The organism is bacterium (assembly GCA_036382775.1).
Lineage (GTDB): Bacteria > Hydrothermota > Tepidihabitantia > SM23-42 > JAOAFX01 > DASVHD01.
Window position 1 is genome coordinate 58,540 of the sequence record DASVHD010000041.1, and the last position, 19,332, is coordinate 77,871.

16 protein-coding genes are annotated in these 19,332 nt (G+C 49.2%); 3 read left to right on the plus strand and 13 right to left on the minus strand.

All coding sequences use genetic code 11. From position 1 onward, the window contains the following. Positions 1-21 precede the first annotated feature (21 nt). The 13 genes from VF399_10670 to VF399_10730 form a co-directional block, all read right to left on the minus strand. The gene (locus tag VF399_10670; GenBank protein ID HEX7320803.1) at positions 22-981 is read right to left on the minus strand and encodes a glycosyltransferase family 2 protein; all 960 of its coding nucleotides are present in this window, start codon (positions 979-981) and stop codon (positions 22-24) included. Continuing rightward, positions 965-2,089, minus strand: coding sequence for a DegT/DnrJ/EryC1/StrS family aminotransferase (locus VF399_10675; protein ID HEX7320804.1), 1,125 nt, complete (start codon positions 2,087-2,089; stop codon positions 965-967). The genes VF399_10670 and VF399_10675 overlap by 17 nt, the downstream gene beginning before the upstream one ends. Beyond that, positions 2,086-2,637 (minus strand): acyltransferase, encoded by a 552-nt coding sequence (locus VF399_10680; GenBank protein HEX7320805.1) that lies wholly within the window; start codon positions 2,635-2,637, stop codon positions 2,086-2,088. The genes VF399_10675 and VF399_10680 overlap by 4 nt, the downstream gene beginning before the upstream one ends. A 21-nt stretch (positions 2,638-2,658) precedes the next feature. Next, positions 2,659-3,648 (minus strand): NAD-dependent epimerase/dehydratase family protein, encoded by a 990-nt coding sequence (locus tag VF399_10685; GenBank protein ID HEX7320806.1) that lies wholly within the window; start codon positions 3,646-3,648, stop codon positions 2,659-2,661. Positions 3,649-3,663: 15 nt separating this feature from the next. Further along, entirely contained in the window at positions 3,664-5,694 is a 2,031-nt protein-coding gene (locus VF399_10690) for a hypothetical protein (protein HEX7320807.1), read from the minus strand. An 11-nt stretch (positions 5,695-5,705) separates the two neighbouring features. Then, the gene (locus VF399_10695) at positions 5,706-6,923 is read right to left on the minus strand and encodes a glycosyltransferase (protein HEX7320808.1); all 1,218 of its coding nucleotides are present in this window, start codon (positions 6,921-6,923) and stop codon (positions 5,706-5,708) included. Positions 6,924-6,965: 42 nt separating this feature from the next. Continuing rightward, positions 6,966-7,754, minus strand: coding sequence for a class I SAM-dependent methyltransferase (locus tag VF399_10700; GenBank protein HEX7320809.1), 789 nt, complete (start codon positions 7,752-7,754; stop codon positions 6,966-6,968). Continuing rightward, the gene (locus VF399_10705) at positions 7,751-9,241 is read right to left on the minus strand and encodes an oligosaccharide flippase family protein (protein ID HEX7320810.1); all 1,491 of its coding nucleotides are present in this window, start codon (positions 9,239-9,241) and stop codon (positions 7,751-7,753) included. The genes VF399_10700 and VF399_10705 overlap by 4 nt, the downstream gene beginning before the upstream one ends. 6 nt (positions 9,242-9,247) lie before the next feature. Beyond that, the gene (locus VF399_10710) at positions 9,248-10,174 is read right to left on the minus strand and encodes a glycosyltransferase family 2 protein (protein ID HEX7320811.1); all 927 of its coding nucleotides are present in this window, start codon (positions 10,172-10,174) and stop codon (positions 9,248-9,250) included. 1 nt (position 10,175) lies between these two features. Continuing rightward, positions 10,176-11,288 (minus strand): class I SAM-dependent methyltransferase, encoded by a 1,113-nt coding sequence (locus tag VF399_10715; GenBank protein HEX7320812.1) that lies wholly within the window; start codon positions 11,286-11,288, stop codon positions 10,176-10,178. 12 nt (positions 11,289-11,300) lie between these two features. Beyond that, entirely contained in the window at positions 11,301-12,425 is a 1,125-nt protein-coding gene (locus VF399_10720) for a DegT/DnrJ/EryC1/StrS family aminotransferase (GenBank protein HEX7320813.1), read from the minus strand. Continuing rightward, the gene (locus tag VF399_10725) at positions 12,422-13,894 is read right to left on the minus strand and encodes an O-antigen ligase family protein (protein ID HEX7320814.1); all 1,473 of its coding nucleotides are present in this window, start codon (positions 13,892-13,894) and stop codon (positions 12,422-12,424) included. The genes VF399_10720 and VF399_10725 overlap by 4 nt, the downstream gene beginning before the upstream one ends. A gap of 94 nt (positions 13,895-13,988) precedes the next feature. Further along, the gene (locus VF399_10730) at positions 13,989-15,104 is read right to left on the minus strand and encodes a PAS domain-containing protein (protein ID HEX7320815.1); all 1,116 of its coding nucleotides are present in this window, start codon (positions 15,102-15,104) and stop codon (positions 13,989-13,991) included. A 597-nt stretch (positions 15,105-15,701) separates the two neighbouring features. On the opposite strand from VF399_10730, the gene hisC reads away from it, so the two are divergent. The 3 genes from hisC to VF399_10745 all read left to right on the plus strand — a co-directional run bounded on the left by hisC (position 15,702) and on the right by VF399_10745 (position 19,326). Continuing rightward, on the plus strand, positions 15,702-16,790 hold the full coding sequence (hisC, locus tag VF399_10735; protein ID HEX7320816.1) for a histidinol-phosphate transaminase: 1,089 nt from the start codon (positions 15,702-15,704) through the stop codon (positions 16,788-16,790). Between the two features lie 75 nt (positions 16,791-16,865). Next, positions 16,866-18,311, plus strand: a complete 1,446-nt coding sequence (locus tag VF399_10740) for a tryptophanase (GenBank protein HEX7320817.1) — start codon at positions 16,866-16,868, stop codon at positions 18,309-18,311. Positions 18,312-18,435: 124 nt separating this feature from the next. Then, entirely contained in the window at positions 18,436-19,326 is an 891-nt protein-coding gene (locus VF399_10745; protein HEX7320818.1) for a phosphate acyltransferase, read from the plus strand. The last annotated feature ends 6 nt before the right edge of the window (positions 19,327-19,332 follow it).

The following is a 19,332-nucleotide window of genomic DNA, read 5'->3' on the forward strand; positions in this document are numbered from 1 at the left end:
GCTTTTCGATCCGGAATTATTTCACGACCTCGGCCCATTATCGCGTTCGATGATCTCATCGATGATGAACTGGGGACGATTGCGGGAAGCATCCAGGGTCCGCCAGATATATTCGCCGATCACCCCCAAAATGACCAGTTGAACCCCGCCCAGAAGCAGGACGATGGTCATCAACGACGCCCATCCGACGATCGCATAACCATAGAGCATCTTTCTTATGACGACAAAGCAGATGCCAGCGAGCCCGAATAACGCTATTATCAACCCGAGCGCGGAACAGAAACGGATCGGGAAATAGGAAAAAGCGACAAAAGAATCGATGAAATACTTCATCTTTTTTGTAAACGTCCAGCGCGATCTATCGGCCGGTCTTTTCTGACGGTCATAATGGATCACGCTCCGGTTGAAACCGGTCCAGAGGATCAACCCCATCAACGATGTGTTCTTCTCGTCCATCTTTTTTATGACCTCAATCACCGCGCGGTCCAACAACACAAAGTCAAATCCGCCGATGGGCATGTCGGCAATAGCGAAAGCCCTTATTAAGGTATAATACAGTCGGGCCGGAAGCTTTATGAACCATGGCTCTTCGCGTTTTCTTCTTATTGCGAGGACTACCTTGCTGCCGGTCAGCCATTTTTCCACCAATTCGGGGATCAATTCCGGCGGATCCTGAAGATCGGCGGAAATCGTAACTGCACACTCCCCGCGCGCGCAGCATAACCCCGCCAGGATCGCGGAGAACGAACCGAAATTCCTCGATAGTTTCACGATCCTGACACGTTTGTCCTTCTCCGCCATCTCGGACAGAACTTTATACGAGTCGTCACCCGAACCGTCCTCAACGAAAATGAATTCGAATATGGCTTTGGGAAATCCGTCTGCAACCTTATCCAAACGCGACAGCAGCGTCCGCAAAGTGCCCGCATTGTAAAACACGGGGACGATCACGGATATAAAAGGCCTATTGTCTTTTTTCAAATCTGGTCCTTTGCAGTGAATTTATATTCTCCGCGATGTACTCGATCTCCCGAGCCGTCAGCTCGGGAGACATGGGCAGTGAAAGGATCTCTTGTGCGCATCTTTCAGTTACCGGAAAATCCTGACGCTTATAACCCAGCCATTGATATGCTTTTTGCAGGTGCACCGGGATCGGATAATGGATCAACGTATCAACGCCGTGCTGGCGCAATGCGACCTGCAGCCATTCCCTCTTTTTCACGCGAACTACATATAGATGATACCCATGTCTGCCATCGGGGCTTTCAAAAGGTTTGATGCAGCGGTCATCGGAGAGCATACGGTCGTAAACGTCGGCGTTCTTTCTCCGCCTCTCGTTCCAGGCATCAAGGCGTTTGAGCTTCACGCGCAGGACGGCCGCCTGCAGCTCATCGAGCCGGCTGTTAATGCCTTGAATCTCATGCCGGTACCGATCGCGCTGCCCGTAGTTCCTCAGCATCATCAGTCTCTTATACAATCCGCGGTCATTGGTAGTTATCATGCCGCCATCGCCGTAACATCCCAAGTTTTTTGTTGGATAGAAGCTAAAACAGCCCATATCACCCCAGGCACCAGCCTTTCTACCCAGGAATTCGCTGCCATGCGCTTGACAGGCGTCTTCGATCACAAAAAGACCGCGCGCGCGGGCAATTCTGTTGATCACATCCATCCGGGTCGTCTGACCATATAAATGCACCGGAATAATGGCCCTGGTTCTCGAAGTTGCCGCTTTTGCTATCTTATCCGCATCCATCAGGTACGTTCTCTCATCGATGTCGACAAAAACGGGCCTTGCATCGACCATGGAGATCGCAGAAACCGTAGGCATGGCGGTATTAGGCACCGTAATGACCTCATCTCCCCGACCGACGCCGCATGCCATGAGCGCGAGAGCCAAAGCTTCTGTTCCGGATGCGACACCAACGGCGTATTCGGTCCCGATATACCGGGCGAATCCTTTTTCAAAACCAGCAACCTCTTTACCTAAAATGAACCGGCCGCTGGTCAGCACCTTCGCAACGGCTCGGTCGATCTCCGGTTTTATCGCCCGGTACTGCTTCTGCAGATCATTAAACAAGATTTTTTTCATGAGACGCCCTGGACAATGCCGTTCTTCTTGATATACACCATTCCGCACACGCATTTTGCCATCGGTTTTTCGAAGGTGATCTTTTTCGAGCACATACAGACATAACCATGCACCTTTGCCGGATTACCGTAAGCCAGGGCATAGTCGGGGATATCGCGGGTGATGACCGCGCCGGCGCCGATCAACGCGTACTTGCCGATCGTTATCCCGCATAAGACCGTGCAGTTGGCGCCGATGCTGGCGCCCTGTTTGATCAGCGTGGGAACGAATTTTTCGGGATAGGCTTTGCTCCGGGGACGAAGATCGTTCGTGAATGCGACGCACGGTCCGACAAAAACGTTGTCTTCGATCCTGACGCCGTTCCAGAGATACACGCCGCTTTTAATGGTAGCATTATTGCCGATGATCACGTCGGACTCGATGAAAGTATGATCGCATACATTGCAGTTGCTGCCGATGACCGCGCCTTTAAGAATGTGAGCGAACGCCCAGATCCTCGTGCCCTCGCCGATCGACTCGTTCTCCACAAGGGCTTTTTTATGAATCATAACGGTTGGATGGATCATGGTTTACCAGTAGAATTCTTTATACTGCCGATAATACGCGAGCGTTCTTGTTATTCCATCCCTTAGCGATGTGCTGGGTTTCCAGCCCGCGATCTTCCTTATTTTTTCAATGTCCGAATAAAAATCTCCCGGTTCCTGCGCTTTTCTTTCCGGCGAATAGGGAGCGAATTCCCAGCTGCCTTTGCCGGCGATCTCAACGATAGTTTTGATCAACTCCAGAAAACTTGTCGGCTTGTCAATGCCGACATTCAGCACTTCGCCAAATCCCTTCTCGCTTGCAGCGCACGCCAGGATCGCATCCACGCAATCGTCCACGTACAGGAAATCTCTCACGATCTTGCCGTCGCCAAAAACCTTCAGTGCCTCGCCATCGATCGCCTGGCGGATGAACCAGTTGACAACGCCGTAATGTGAATGTTTCATCTGCGCCCTCGGTCCGTATATGTTGGTCAACCGCAAAAGCACTGACTTGATGCCGTGAATATCATTGTACACTTTCACAATCTTTTCCGCGGTCAGATTGGCGATTTCATGGATGCCCTTGGGGTAGGTCGGCGCGTTCTCATCGACCGGCAACCGCACGGATGAACCATAAACCCCTCTTGTCCCGGTATAAACCACGGTTGCGTGCTGGTTATGTTTTTTCAGCGCTTCCATAAGGATAGCGGTGCCCTTGATGTTGATGTCAATATCGGGATAGGGATTGGACAGGCTTAATACGTGCGAAACCTGGCCCGCCAGGTGAAAGACCAGGTCCTTCCCCTGAACGAGGTAATTCATGACGCTCTCGCTCAAGATATCGCCAAAATTGATGTTCACCTTATCCTTTATCGGCTCGATGTTGAACAGATTGCCGCCGTGTTCCGGCAGCATGTTATCGATGATCGTGACCCGTGCGCCGAGTTCAACAAGCCTGATCGAAAGATTGCTGCCGATAAAACCAAGACCACCGGTTACTAGCACATCTTTGCCTGAAAATCCAGCTGTTTTCATTGCCACCTCGATGGGTCATTCGACCGCGTAGATCATGACCTGCCCGTCATTGAACACATTCCTGAAAAAAGCGAGTTCGCTGATCTTCCGCTGGAATTTCCAAAAACCGAGAGCACTGTCGCCGCTACCTTCAATGGGGCCGTAGACCAGGTAATCCACGCGGTATTTTTTTAACATGGAACGCACGTCCTCGCATTGCAGTTCCCGGTACCGGGTCAGCACCGAGTCGATATCATCGTCCGTATAGCATTTAAGAAACCTATCGCGGTCCATCATAACCCTGTTCTTCTCACCGTACGGCCGCCAATAGAACAAGATCGATTTTACCTCTTCGCTGTAGTCTGCCGAGTTTGCTTTCAGCGCCGACCGCAAGCGGTCAGGGCTCAATCCGATAAAACCGAAGAGCCGCAGTGCCCGGTCATGGAAGATCTCCGGTCGTGTAAACATTGCGTAGTCCGCAAAATACACGTTGTTATGCGTATAAACAACGGTAAAATCAGCGGTCAGGGGATTACAGAGCACGACGCTTTCTCCTGCCGCATAACCGTTCAACCAGGCAAACGCCGGACCATAATCCTGCATGACCGTGGCAAATCCTTTTCTTGTACCCGCATAGCTTGAGATCTGGGTCAGCAATCCTATAATCAATACCGCCGACAGGCCTAGAGAATAACGTAACTGCCTCCTTCGGCCTTTAGAAATCCCCAAACCGAGCACTGCTAAACCGATCACCCAGGTTATTAATTTTTTGTCGATCATCCATGCAAGACGACCGGCTTTGCCGAGAATGCCACCGGTTCCCGGCGCTGGAAAGCGCAGGACAAGGATTGCGCCGGCAGTCAAGGCGATCAGCACTATCGCGGCGAGATAGATATAATATCTCTTATTACCCGCCGACGACAAACGTTTGCACCTTTCCTTCACATAGGCTTTGAAATCGTCGTTATTCAGACGGGAGAAAACGACCGCGATGATTATGGTGAAAATCACGGGGGCAACGAAAATCTCGAAATGGTGCAACTCGAGGCTGATACCGGTGATCACTTGTTGATTCATGCAGATAATGTGGGCTGTTGCCAGTGCGGTCAGAACGGCGAATTCCGTTTTACCAAACCACCCTTTCCGGTAAAACCAGAAACAGGCGAATATCACTATAACAACAAGAACCTGGAACAACGTGATCGCCGGAGCATGAGGCAAAGCCACCCCGAAAGTATGGCTCGTCCAGATGTTGGACTGGCCGGCTGTCTGGATCAACCGGACCCAAGCATATGCCGATAGCACCGCCGAACCGAGAAGCATGATCAGAGTATGCCTTAACCAGACGCGATTTTTAAATACCACCGCGACCAAGGCAAAAACGGTCAGAGCAGCATAAAGATAAGTCCAGTAGAACAAATAACTGTATACGGTCGCGCTGAGACTAAATGCTCCCAGAATCGCGGCCCATGCTTTGTTGTTCTTGATTGAAATGACCCAAAAAACCAGGGAAAGCGCCCAGAAAAGCGCCGCCACCTGTATCCCGGGCCGTAAGAAGACCAGATGGAAATCCCAATAAACGGACCAATTGAAGATCACAAAATCCCTGGTCCAGATCACCGGCATAAGAAGGGCGGCGAGGGCGCCGAGAACGGCTGTCGCACGATCCCTTACCAGATTTAATACCAGAATGTATATGAAAATAAAAAGCAGCGCCGGGAACAGAAATTTAATGATTATAACCAGAATATCCATGGGTATTGACAGAATCTCAGCCGGTATGCCGACGAGCCAGTAGGGCAAGAACTGGGAACTCATGTAGGATGCAGGCTCACCCGGCTGTTTTTGTTCCCAAAAATACCAGTTTTTTAGCGAAAAGTTGCCATCCATTACCTCGCGGATCATTCCGAGGTAGCTCCACTCATCCTGTGCATTTGTAAGCGCGATACCCCGGTACTCTTTACCCATTTCAATCCGGTAGACAAGATTGGGAGCGACATATATGACACCCACAATCATGCCCATGGCCGCAGCCAGGATAATGGAATAGTTCTTGAGGTTCTTCATCACCGGAGATATCAGTTGCTATCGAAGAGTACCTTTGAATAGACTTTTTTCAATTTACCGGCCACGGCTGCAAGCTCACACACCTGCATGCGCTTTTCAGCGAGCGCCCAGTTTGCCCGGAATTCATGATTTAACGCTTGAAGCAGAGCCCTGTGCAGCACGGCGGGATCCGACGGCGGCACCATTATGCCGACACCGTCCGAAAGTAGTTCATGAATCCCTCCCACGTTTGAAGCGATCACGACTTTTTTACAGCTCAGAGCTTCCTGGATGACTGCAGGCAAACCCTCGTAGCGGGATGGCAGAACGAACAGCTCGGAAACACCAAAATACAACGGGAGCCGGTCATGAGGTATAAAACCGGTAAAGATCACGCGGTCGGACAGACCGAGCCTTGAAGCCTGTTCCTGCAGGGTATTCATGAACCCTCCTTCACCGACGACTACCAGTGCGATATCTTCAGCGAGATCGGGCAGAACAGATATGATATCCTGGATACCTTTAAACTCTTCAATCCGGCAGATCGTAAGCATGAAACGTTTGGTTGCATCATAGCCAAGGCGTGTGGCGCATTCTTGTTTGGGCATGGGTCGGAAAATTTTTAGATCTAAAGGATTCTCCACTTTCTCCACCCGGCGTGGATCGACTTTGATGAACCTATAATAACCGGGATGCGCCGGGTTGGTCAACCGCTCAACTTCATCCTGATTGCAACTTACAATCCAAGCGGCGCTCTGTATGGCGATTTTTTTTATCAAATGACGACCGGCGTGCTGGCGGTCAAGCTTTGAACCATGGAAATGGGCGACAAAGGGAATATGCAGGCTTTTGAGATAAAAAGCCAATAAATCATACATATCGGGGATCCGATCGTTGAAGTTATAGCCGTGGATATGCACCAGATCGGGCTTATCCTTTTTTATCATTGCACAGAGCGCCAGGCTGTATTCCCAACCGATCTTTCCTTTGATAAATGTCACGGGCAGGCACTTCATGACATAACCATATTTATGCGTGAACATAGCAGGCCTTTTAGCGTACTGCGAGAAAAAATAGACGATCGCATTAAAACCCGACACCACGGTCGCCCTGGCGAGTTGGGCAGTGAATCCTTCGTGCTGAGCAACCACCACGCGGTTAAAATCTTCAAGCGATCCGCCGTTCTGGAAAAAATAAGGATAAGCAAATTCAGACGAATGGAGTATCACGTGAGCTATCGATGATTTCATCAAGGCTGAAAACTCTCTATTTGCTTCAGCGGTCGTTTCATTTCACGGTTTGCGGGCGGCGACAAAAAGCATATGAGCAAAAATCTGCGGATATCGCTTCGTTAAATGCAGGATAAACCCGCCCAATCTCGTTACTCCGGCATATGCGCCATTCTTGCTCACCTTGCGAAGTTTATCGAACGGGAATTCGTTCGTAAGACCAAATCCGGGCGAATTATAGCCAACGACCTCAGGCAGAAAACCGTTTGATCTAAGCATTTTTATAAAAAACGCCCGGTCGAATTTATGCTCGAAAAATTCTTTTTTTAGATCCACCCTACCAAGGGAGACGCGGGCGAGATCCTTCAGCATCCGATATGGTCTTTTGATGGACCGAATCCAATTCTGGACCGGAACCGTCACGCATAGCCAGCCTGACGGCTTGAGTACCCGGTACGCTTCGCGGATAGCCGACTGCGTTAAAGTCAGATCATAAAAATGCTCGATCACACCCCAAGATAAAACAACGGAAAAAGACCGATCGGCGAAAGGCATGCTCAGGACATCGCCACCGACCAGAAGGAAAGACGGTCGCAACCGACGAAGTCGGGATAATGCCTGCTCGGCATAATCCAACCCGACCGCCGGACGTTCATGATTGTTGCCAAGCCATTCGAGCCACCCGCCCTGACCGCATCCTGCCTCCAATATCAGTCCCGGGGTTGTACTCAAGATCCTCTTTACATGAGGCAGGTAATCGCAATTTTCAATCCCGGTGTATGGATCGAACAGCAAATCATGGAAACTCGCCGTGTCTTTCGCCCAGATCTCTTCCCAGATTTCACTTTTCATCGTTTGAATTCATTTTTTATATACTCTTTCATGGACCGAACATCGAAGATCCGGAGTGCGAAGTTGATATCTTCCTTATTTGCCATTTTCAGGAGGTAGTACGCCAGGTAAGTAATACCAAAATAAACGACTGGGAATATGAACTCGAGATAATTCACCCTTACTGCAATATATTTTAAGAACAAGAAAAATAGCGCCACGTTGAGAATTCCAAAAAGCCAGTATTTTATGTTTCGCAGGATGGTCACTTCTTTTATCAATTGCCAGACATATATTCGGAAAAACACGCCAAGGAACAGGTAGTTGATCGACCAGGCAAGTGCGGATCCGATTGCCTTCAGGTGGAGCATTTGCGGAGCCACGAAAAATAAGTTCAAAAGTACGAAAAATATCAAAGAGTACAATGACAAACGAGCGCTTTTATTTATATAACCGGCTCCCAGAAGCAAATTACCATAGTGCTGGTTAGCCACGAAGACGAATGCACCAAGGAATATCACTACAAGAACGGGGCCTGATGATATAAAATCCTTCCCGAGAAGTATTTTTATCAGAACCTGAGAATAAAGTATCAAAAAAATCACGATGGGCATAAGAAAAACATAAATAAACCGCTCGTATTTATCGATCGTACGGTTGATGTAATCGTAATCCTTCTTTACCACTGAAGACGAAAATGTCGGAAAAAAGATCTGCCCGACCGCCAAACCCACGATCTGAATAAGACTGCCGATGCTGAACGCCACCGCGTAATATCCCACCTGCTCGGAATTGGAAAAATACTGCAGTAAAAATTTATCAAAATAGCCAATGAACGTCCCATGAAGGACCATGATGATCATCGGCGCCGCGATCTTGACATAATCCCGGGCAAGGTTTTTGTCGAAATGACCGATCTTGAAATCTTTAAAGAGATACAGATACAGGGGTAAGACTAAAATGACACCAAGCAAATTGGCGAAACTCAGCGCGATCGCGCTGGCTGCGATCAACACGGCCACGATCTTCAGGACCTGCGTCAAAACGATCTGGAGCAGATTCGGTACATCCTGCCGCGCCTGCTGGGTCAGAGCCATGAAGGTGATAATAGGAATGTACAAGAACTGGGAGATCGTAATGGCAACCAGCCAGATGATGATGACATAGAAATGTGTCCTGCTTTCGTATTGGATATGAAATACATATTCCTTGACAACGAGATAGAGTATCACCAGGACAATGAACAGGATGATCAAAATGCTTTTCAGAACGGAAAAGGTTTTTATGCAATCGCCCAGGTTCCGGCCTTCGGAAACGATCTTTATATGGGCATTGCCGATCCCCAGGTCCGCGAAAAATGTGAACATCGAAACCAGCGACATGCCGAAAGCGACCGTCCCGACCACGGTTGGACCGGCGACCCTTGCCACGACGATGCCGGCGATCATGGCGATCATCTGGGCCACGATCCGCGACGAATATCCTAAAATGAGTTTTTGAGCCAGCATGGTATTTTAAACGAAATGTCCGAAAGACAGTTTCCGGTTCTTAGAGCCCCAGGCGATACTGGAGAAGAAACCCTGCCATTTTGCCAGAATAATGGATATTTTTCCTTTTTTCAGCGCGATCAGCGAGCTTTTTAGTATACCCTGGATGAAGTGATGCCAGAAATACCGTCGGAAAAAAGTCCGCGATCTATGGAGCAGGATCACGAGCGTCGGGTTCCTGGCATCATAGAACGCCTTCCGAGAAGAGTCCCGGCCGATGGTCATGCTGTCTTTATGCCAGAGCTTTGCCCGGGGCGCGTACATGATCCTGAAACCTGCTTTTTTCGCCCTCGCCTGCCAATCAAACTCCTCGGACTGGAGATGAAAAACCGGATCATAGCCGCCGACCGCATCATACACGTTTTTATTCACCAAAGTAAAGATATCGTCCATGAAGACTCTTTCGCTGATCTCTTCATACTGTCCCTGGTCCTTCTCGCGGTTGCCGATATGCTCCCCGTTCCATCTTACCGGATCTTCTTTCTTCCCGACGGTCTGAAAAGTATCAGCGTGGTCATAATAATAGACCTTTCCGCTGACGAAGCCTATCTTCCCGTTGGTCTCGGCGACTTTAATCAGTTCCGAGATAACGTTTTTATCGACCTTCACATCATTGTTGGAGATCAGTGCATATCGGGCGTGCTCGCTTTCGAACGCATACTCAAGACCGACGTTAAACCCTCGAGAATAGCCGTAATTCCTATCCAGCCTTATGGTTTTGACGCCAGGGAACCTTTTTTCGACGTACGCACACGTGCCGTCGTGAGAGCCGTTATCTATGACCGCGACCTTGAAATTGGGATAATCATTTTCGAGGTAAGAAAAAACCGCTTCATCCAGCAAATACCGGCCGTTATAGGTCAGGATCAATACGACAACTTTTGGATGGGCCACGTTATTTGTTCCTTTTCCGCCAGACCGGTTTTACGTATTCGTTCGAAAGCAGGATGTTTATCCCCGGAATTCTAAGACAGCCCGGGCAGGCTTTTTTTGAAAATCCGAAATCTTCAAAAATAACATCGGTCATGTATGCTTTGCCGCAGAATTCACAAGTTTCCCGCGACGGCGGTTTAAGGGGCGGATCCATGAGATAGGGTAATTTTAACTTCGGCTTGCGTTTCTTCAAATAATGTTCGGCGAGACCGTTTTTTTCGCAGGCATCGCAGATCGGCAGGTCATACTTCGATAAAGAAAAATATCGGGCGCTCTTCCGACCGCAGAGAAAACAATGCATGACTTCCGCCGCTTTTACTGAGATCGTAACCGCCTGAGCGCCAATCGCATTTACCGGCGTGTTCTCAAAAGTATTTGAACACCAGATGGCAAATGACCCCTTCCTGAGGTTTTCGCCGGTAAAATTCCTCATCTCGCAAAAAGCGTACATGATATCGGCGCTGCCTGAGTTGACGATTTTCATCCCGGCAGCTTTTACCATGTTTCGCAATCGGCGCGGACGATACCAATACTGAAAAAAAGGCGCCGGTTCTATTTTATGACCGATGATCCGCTTCACGATATTCTTGAGGGTTTCTTTTTGATGTCTCATCAAAACATTGAACGAAACCGATGGCGTAGAAATTATCGCTATGCCGCCGGGTCTGAGTATCCGGTACGCTTCTGCCAGGGCTGGACCAGGGCCATTGATAAAATGTTCAATCACGCCCAGCGAGATATATCCGCTCAGGGTTTCATTTGGATAAGGAAGATCCGTTATGTTACCAGCAAGGAAATTTTCTTTAAAACCATTATCGCTTTTCCATTTTTTCACCAGACCGATGAGCGGTTCGCAGAAATCGACGCCATCGATATCCAGGGCTAACCGCCCCAAGTAAAAAACATAGCGACCATATCCGCATCCCGCCTCGACGATCTTGCCGTACCTGGGCGCGTACTTCAGGATCCATTGTCTCAGACCATAAAAATCCCACATTCGGATTTCCGAAAGGGGATCACTATCTTTCCAGGAATCATTCCAAACCGCAATATTCTGTCCAATATCATTATCCATCAGCACGATTGATTAAATTCCGGGGAATTTGCGGATTGCTTCGATCACGGATTTTGCTTCATCATCGGTAAGGTCCGGGAACAAGGGCAGCGTTAAAAGCTTTTTCCAGACAGCGTCCGATACCGGGGTATCCCCCCGGCAATCATGGTACATTTCATAGTGATTGCTGGGCACATAGTGAACGCCGGTAGATATACCCAGCTTCTTGAGATAATCGTTGAGTTCGTCCCGCCTCTCACCTTTGATGACATAATTATGATTGGCGGGCTTCGTCATGTAATCCTTCCTGACCGGACGTTCGATCCAATCGCAGTCCTTCAAGCCTCCGTTGTAAAGAGCGACGATCTCCTCGCGGCGTTTGTTCGTCCGTTCAAGCTTAGCCAGCTGAACAAGACCCAGGGCGGCCTGGATATCGTTCATGTGGTATTTGTAGCCGATCTCTTCAACATTGTAGTACCATGAATACGCCTGGCTGTCCTTTTCCTCGCGCGAAAAGGTGTCCTTGCTAATGCCCAACCAGCGCAGTTTTTTCAGCCTTTCATATACCTGGGCGTTATTGGTTGTTATCATACCTCCATCACCCGTCGCGAGGTTCTTCACGGCATGGAAGCTGAATACGCCGAGATCGCCGATCGAACCGAGTTTTTGACCATTATATTCACCACCGCAACCATGGGCAGTGTCTTCGATGACTTTGAGATCATGCTTACGGGCGACCGCGTTGATCGGATCCATATCACAGGCATAGCCGCCGTAATGAACGACGATGATCGCTTTTGTTCCATTCGTGATCAGCGGCTCTATCTTCCCGGCATTGATATTAAGCGTATCGGGCTCGATGTCGCAAAAAACCGGTTCCGCGTTATTGTACAAAATGGCATGATTGGTCGACACGAAGGTCATGGGAGTGGTAATGACCTCTCCCCCTTTTACTTCCATGACCATTAGCGCCAGATGTAACGCCGCGGTGGCGGAATTAAGACCGACCGCGTACTTAACGCCGATATATTTTGCGAATTTCTCCTCGAACTCGGCAGTCCTGGGTCCCAGACCGATCCATCCGGACTTAATGACCTCTGCCACGGCGTTGATCTCATCGTTGCCCATTGAAGGTCTGAATACCGGAATCACGTTCATCCTCCCTTTTCCGCTTTTTCAAAATCATCCACGCCTTCGGTGCCGTTTCGTTGCTGAGTGTTTATCCTCGAAATAATGGCAGGAAATGCCCATATGAAAGCGATCAATGATATCCAGTGGTGTTCCAGCACCAGTACCGGTTTCACCCATACCGCCGGAAGCAATGCCACGAAGACCACCAGAAAACCCAGGATTATACTGCGGTAATACTTGTCTTCGATCGCCTGATAAACCTTTATTGATTGGACCACATAACAGATAAAGATCATGGCAAAGATCGCCAGACCGATCAATCCGAGCTGAAAAACGATCGCCATGTACCCGTTGTGGGCAATGCTGACATTCGCCTGGTACATGGGGTGGTAATATGTAGCACCAATCCCGTTGCCAAGGATCGGCGATTTTGTTATTGCGCCCATAATCGTTTTGGTCTCCACCGTACGCCACACCATCGTCTCAATATCATTAGGGGATCTTACCGTTTCGCTTTGCCGGCTCACAACCTGTTCCCACCAATTCGGGACTTTGATCACGCCGAAATAAACCGGCAGATATGTTACCAGCAGCACGAAGAACGCAACAGTGATCACATTGCGGGTGATAGCCCTCCTGATCTTTCCTCTGAAGGTCATCCAGATCAGGAACAGACCCAGGATCACCGAATAGTAGACATTGCGCGTAAAAGAAACGAACATTGATATTATTGCCAGGATAATGAAAAGCCGGTACCCCCAGTTATTTTTTAAACCCCCATTGGTGACACCCGCAAGCACCGGGAAGAAAAACATGTAGATCAAAGAGATCGAAGCCGGCATGACCCTTGCCAGTGTCAGATCTTCGCCTTCGGGTACTACCCGGCTAATTGTCCACGCCGCCCACGGGAGGATCCTGTTTTCCGGACCAGCGATGTATTGGATAAATGACAGCAGCGCGCAGATAAAGGCTATCACGGTCAGGCTTTTCATGACAAACCGCATCTTTTCATCAGAATCAATATAATAAAGCGCCAGGAAAAAGTTCAGATAATATATGTAGCTTCGTCCGGTCAGCACGGCGTTGATCAACGTAGCCCGCTGCAGCAATAAGGCGTTTAGAACAGAGAATGCCAGCCACAAAAAGAGCGCGATCATGGGCAATGTTATCGGCGAGGCCTCTTTATGGAGGTCTTTTCTTATTGCCCCAATAAACAACATCCGAACTGTCAGAAAAATGCACAACGCCTCGGGCAGATAAAGGCCGACGTCGCCGGTCGCGATCACCTGGGGAAAGGTATCAAGACTGAACACGGTCGAAGTAGATACGATCAAAAGGACCAGGGCTATCAAAGGGCGACTGAGTATCAACGCGATCATTATAATGTAGAGTGGCAATATGGTCAAAATATTCGGCTGCGTGGGCAGGAATATGATGAACACAAACGCCAGGATGGGCACTATGATACTAATAATGAACGGCCATTTGTTTCGCATACGTCTCCAAAAAAAATTAAAGATACCCCGATCCGCCCTGGCTCTGAGGTCACCGTAAGCAAGGTTCATATTGCCACTGGCGTTGCTGCTATTTCTACGCCGACTCTTGAGGTATCAAGAATATTTCAATAAACCGCTGCGCGCCGACTTCGATCCGGTTGACCATGGCCTGGACCTGGACCTGGCTGTCGTTTTTCCCGCGCACAATGGTTTTTAATGATCCGTTGCCATGGCCTTCGGTCAGCATTTTGATTATGCCGCTCATGGTTGCCTCGCGGACATCCGCCGTAAAGATATTCTCCAGATCCACGTTCACGATATGCTCGGGGTCCCGGCCGAAGAGCTCGATCGCTCTCTGGTTGGCGTCCATGACCTTGTAATCCTCCAGGTCGACGACCAGAATAGGAATGCTGGCGTCATCGAAAAGCCGCTCGTATTTTGCCATTGCCTCGGCCTGTTGTTCAGAAGTTCCCGCGGGTTCGCGCAGGTAATGTACCAATCCCCCGCCGCCGGCGAACACCTGCGGGTACACGCTGCAGGTCAGTCTTTGTTTCAGGCCCTTGAAGAACATCGTACCAGTATCGGGTTCGCCGCTGTCTCGCGCTTTTTTGCCGGGGCAGTCATCGGGCGGGGTATCGGAACAATGCAGGATCTTGTAACACTTGTGGCCGATGACTTCACTTACACCCTTGCCCAGTTTGCGGAATGTCGCCAGGTTACCCCTTAAGATGGTATAATCGAAATCCGTAACGAATATCGGGTCTTCGATCGCGTCCACGGTCGCTTCCCACTCTTTTTTCGCCGCCGTGACGGTCAGCAGCAGCCTTCGGTTTTCTTTAACTAATTGATTCTGGTGCAGCACACGGCTCACTATACCCTTCACCTTGGTTCCGGTGATCGGAAGGATCAGAAAACTGATGATATCCTGAACCTCGGCTTTTGCCATGGCTTCGGGGAACGCGTAACCGGTGATCACGATGATCTCGGTATCAGGGCACTGTTTTTTGATCTCTGGTATAACGTTGGTATAAGGCAGGGCGGCGGCATGTGCATCAATGAAGATCAGATTATATTGTCCTGACTTACCATTATCAAGACACGCTTCAGCACTGTTCACCGAGCTTATCTTGTGCCCTTCGTCCTGTAATATATCGCTTAACTGTTTGACTATTTCAAGATCCTGACTGGCGATCAATATCTTTGCTTTCATAAATTACCTCCGGTGATCATTGGTTAAATGTAAATGGTCAAGTATATTTCCTCACAAGCCAATCTCTGTTTTCTATTGCTTGAACGTATCCGCTATTGGCGGTTAAGCTACCGCTATTGTCAGTTACACTAACTGACCGTATATGATGAAAAATGGATATATTTTTACAATATTATTATATAGATATTATAATATATGTCAACTGGTTTCTATCGTTATAAGCGTTATAAGCGTATAATCGTTTGGATCGTTAAGATCGTTATAATCATTTAAAGCATCATCAAGCCTATCAGAATATCAGGTTATCAGGCATGTCCTGTTCCCCTGGTCTCCTGACTTCATTAGCAAGTCTAAAGCCCCGCTATGCGGGATCATGACCTTGCCCTACTAATAAATGGCATCCCTGTGGGATATCCACTTCCTGATCCCCTGATATCCTGATACCCTCTTCTTGATACCCTGATGCCCTGATCCGCTTCATGCTGATCTGCTGATGTCCTGATACGCTTTTTCCGGGGCTTGCGGTTTACGGACTACCGATATATCAGCGATTATTTTTCTCTTGATTTTATCCTATTATTGTGTATAATTTAAGCCATGAGAATAGAGCCGAACCCTCATTTACAAAGAATCCAAACATACAAACCCGGAAGACCCATTGAAGAGGTCATCAGGGAACTGAACCTGAAAGGCGAAGTAATAAAACTTGCTTCCAATGAAAATCCTCTCGGCACATCTCCCCTTGCACTTGAAGCGATGAAACGAACCATGGAAGAATCCGCGCTGTATCCCGATGATAACTGTTTTTACGTAAAGGAAATCATTGCTAAAAAATTTAACGTTGATATCAGTCAACTGTTCATTGGCAATGGTTCAGTCGAGATCATGCCATATCTTACGCTCACCTACCTGAGCGCTAAGGATAGCGCGGTTGTAAGCCAGAGCGCTTTTATCTGGTATAAGATTGCGGTTAATATTGCCGGTGGCGAATTGATCGAAGCGCCGATGAAAGATCACACCCACGACCTGAAAGCCATGCTCAAAGCCATTAAATCCAATACGAAGTTGCTGTTCATTGCCAACCCCAATAATCCAACGGGTACGATCGTAACGAAAGAAGAATTTGATGTCTTCCTTGAGGAAGTTCCCGACCACGTCATCGTCGTTCTTGACGAAGCTTACAAAGAATACATCAGCGATCCGGTCTATCCGAACTCAGCAAAATACTTCGGTAAGAAAAAGAACCTGGTCATCCTGCGCACTATGTCAAAGATGTACGGACTGGCAGGCATGCGCCTTGGCTTTATGCTGGCTGACCAGGACATCGTATCAAACGTCATGAAATTGAGGATATCTTTTAACGTTAACAGAATCGTACAAAGTGCCGCGATCGCGGCATTTGATGACGTAGAACACATCAGTAAAAGCCGGACCGCGAACGATGCCGGAAAACAGTACCTATACGATGAATATAAGAAACTGGGCGTATTCTTTGTCCCAACATATGGGAATTTTATCTTTGTCGATTTTGCCCGGGACAGCAAGATCGTGTTCGAAGAGCTGCAAAAACAGGGTGTAATAACCCGGACCATAAAGGAATATGGTTTTCCAAACGCGTTGCGGATCACGATCGGCACCGAAAAACAGAACCGCCGGCTGATCAGCACGCTGAAAAAAATACTATAAATGGTTAAGAGGTTAAATGGTTAGCTATTTGACCATTCACCAATTACCAATTACCATCTTTATTAAGGAGGCATAATGATCATCAAATTATCTAACGGGCAGTATGTCCCGGTAGAGATGCATAAGACAAGAATGGTTCAGAAGGTCAACCTGATCCCGGCGCGGGAAAGGCTCAAAGCCATTGATGAAGCCGGGTACAACACGTTCCAATTGAAAACCAAAGACATATTCCTTGACATGTTGACCGACAGCGGCGTCAACGCGATGAGCGACAACCAGTTTGCCGCTTTTATGAGAGCCGATGACGCGTACGCCGGCAGCATGACGTTCTATGAGTTCGCTGACGCAGTGAAGGATGTGCTTGGATATGACTATGTCATGAACGTCCACCAGGGGCGCGCGGCCGAACACCTGCTGTCGAAAGTATTTTCCAAGCCGGGCGGCGCGACGATCACCAATTACCACTTCACCACGACTAAGGCGCATATCGAGGTCACGGGCCAGATGGAGTGCCTGGAGCTCTACACGAAGGAAGCCCTTAATACCAAGAGCACCTGTCTGTTCAAAGGCAACATGGACCTTGACAGGGTCAACGCCGCGATCAAGAAATACGGCGCGAACATGATCGGTTATGTGCGCATGGAAGCGACCACGAACCTGCTCGGCGGACAGCCCTTTTCAATGGAGAATTTCAGGGAAGTCAGGAAGGTCTGCGACAAACACGGTTTGATACTGGTCCTGGACGGCAGTCTGATCATGGAAAACGCCTATTTGATCATGCAACGGGAAAAGGGTTATGAAAACAAGACGGTCGCCCAGATCATAAAGGAAATGTGCAGCCTGGCTGATGTTTATTATATGAGCGGGCGCAAGAACACGTGCGTGCGCGGCGGCGCGATCGCGACCAACAAAAAAGAGATCTACGACATCCTGGAGCCATGGCTTCCGGTGTACGAGGGATTCTTCACTTACGGCGGCATGTCGATGAGAGAAGTCGGCGCGATGGCTGTGGGCATGAGAGAGATGACCGACCCGCACCTGGCGGGCGCGGCGATCGAGCAGATCAAATACATGGTGGAAAAACTTGACGGCATGGGGATTCCGGTGGTTACGCCGCCGGGCGGCCTGGCCTGCCATATCGACGCGCGTAAATTTTTGCCCAACTTGAAAAAAGAAGGCTATATCGCGGGCTCGCTGTGCGCGGCCCTCTATATCGCATCCGGCGTGCGCTCGATGGAACGGGGCACGATCTCCAACGACCGCGACAAGAACGGCAATGACGTGTACGCCGACCTGGAACTGACCCGCATCGCCTTACCGCGAAGGGTTTACTCGTTATCGCATATCGAATACATCATCGAACGGCTCCAGTGGCTGCAGAAGCACGGCGATCTGATCAAAGGGCTCAAGTTCGTCAAAGAACCGCCGGTGCTCAGGTTCTTCGTCGGGAAACTGACCATCCTTGAGGACTGGGCAAAGAAATTCTGCGACGCGTACATAAAGGATCACGGAGATATTTGAGGGGCCTGAGAGCCGGGTATGTTAACAGCGCACCCTGAAGGGTGCGGCTACAATAGTAATATATTGTGCCGTCCCCTCCCGCTTCCACACGGGAGGGGATGTTTTTTCTGCAAGGTGAGGTGCCATGAAAAATTTTAAAGAACTCATTGAGATCGCGAAGCGTAAAGGTAAAAAAGAGTGCGTCGTGGTCAAAGCCGAAGACGAAACTGTTTTGGAAGGCGTAAAAATGGCTTACGAACTCGGCCTTATAACCCCTCTGCTGATCGGTAGTAAAAATGCCATCACTGAATGCTCGAAAAAAGCCGGTCTTGATATTACTGGCATTGCGGTCAATGATCTCGCCGACGAAAAAGAAGCCGTAAAGGCCGGCGCGGCCGCGGTCAAACAAAAAAACGGTTTTTTGATGAAAGGAATGCTGTCCACCTCCGCTTTTTTAAAAGGCGTGCTCGACAAGGAGCATGGGCTGCGCGCCGGTAAGATCCTTTCGCATATCGCCGTGTTCGAGATCCCATCCTATCATAAACTGCTCTTCATGTCCGACGGCGGGATGAACCCGAAGATCGACCTCAATATCAGGATCGATATCATCAACAACGCGGTCTTTGTCCTGAAAGCGCTCGGCATTACCAGGCCGAAAATTGCGCTGGTCGCCGCGAGCGAGACCGTGAACCCGGACATGCCCGAGACCGGCGATGCGGTGACCATCGTCGAGATGAGCAAAAAGGGCGAGATCGCAGACGCGGTGATCGAAGGTCCATTCGGCTTTGATGTCGCGGTGTCGAAAGAAGCAGCCCGGCATAAAAAAATGAAGAGCGAGATCGCGGGCGATGCGGACTTCATTCTGATGCCCAATATCTCGGCCGCCAATATCTGGGCCAAAGGATTGATGTACTTCGCCAAAACCAAGGGCGCCGGTATCGTCGCGGGCGCAGCCAAGCCGGTAGTCATGCTGTCCCGGGCCGATGACGCTGAAGCCAAACTGAATTCCATCGCCCTGGGCGTGGCGGTCAGTTAAAAAATT

Bases quoted from the DNA above. Each gene is read 5' to 3' on its own strand.
- VF399_10675 (HEX7320804.1), bottom strand. From the start codon at position 2,089: ATGAAAAAAATCTTGTTTAATGATCTGCAGAAGCAGTACCGGGCGATA.
- VF399_10680 (HEX7320805.1), bottom strand. From the start codon at position 2,637: ATGATTCATAAAAAAGCCCTTGTGGAGAACGAGTCGATCGGCGAGGGC.
- VF399_10685 (HEX7320806.1), bottom strand. From the start codon at position 3,648: ATGAAAACAGCTGGATTTTCAGGCAAAGATGTGCTAGTAACCGGTGGT.
- VF399_10690 (HEX7320807.1), bottom strand. From the start codon at position 5,694: ATGAAGAACCTCAAGAACTATTCCATTATCCTGGCTGCGGCCATGGGC.
- VF399_10695 (HEX7320808.1), bottom strand. From the start codon at position 6,923: ATGAAATCATCGATAGCTCACGTGATACTCCATTCGTCTGAATTTGCT.
- VF399_10700 (HEX7320809.1), bottom strand. From the start codon at position 7,754: ATGAAAAGTGAAATCTGGGAAGAGATCTGGGCGAAAGACACGGCGAGT.
- VF399_10705 (HEX7320810.1), bottom strand. From the start codon at position 9,241: ATGCTGGCTCAAAAACTCATTTTAGGATATTCGTCGCGGATCGTGGCC.
- VF399_10715 (HEX7320812.1), bottom strand. From the start codon at position 11,288: ATGGATAATGATATTGGACAGAATATTGCGGTTTGGAATGATTCCTGG.
- VF399_10720 (HEX7320813.1), bottom strand. From the start codon at position 12,425: ATGAACGTGATTCCGGTATTCAGACCTTCAATGGGCAACGATGAGATC.
- VF399_10725 (HEX7320814.1), bottom strand. From the start codon at position 13,894: ATGCGAAACAAATGGCCGTTCATTATTAGTATCATAGTGCCCATCCTG.
- VF399_10730 (HEX7320815.1), bottom strand. From the start codon at position 15,104: ATGAAAGCAAAGATATTGATCGCCAGTCAGGATCTTGAAATAGTCAAA.
- hisC (HEX7320816.1), top strand. From the start codon at position 15,702: ATGAGAATAGAGCCGAACCCTCATTTACAAAGAATCCAAACATACAAA.
- VF399_10740 (HEX7320817.1), top strand. From the start codon at position 16,866: ATGATCATCAAATTATCTAACGGGCAGTATGTCCCGGTAGAGATGCAT.
- VF399_10745 (HEX7320818.1), top strand. From the start codon at position 18,436: ATGAAAAATTTTAAAGAACTCATTGAGATCGCGAAGCGTAAAGGTAAA.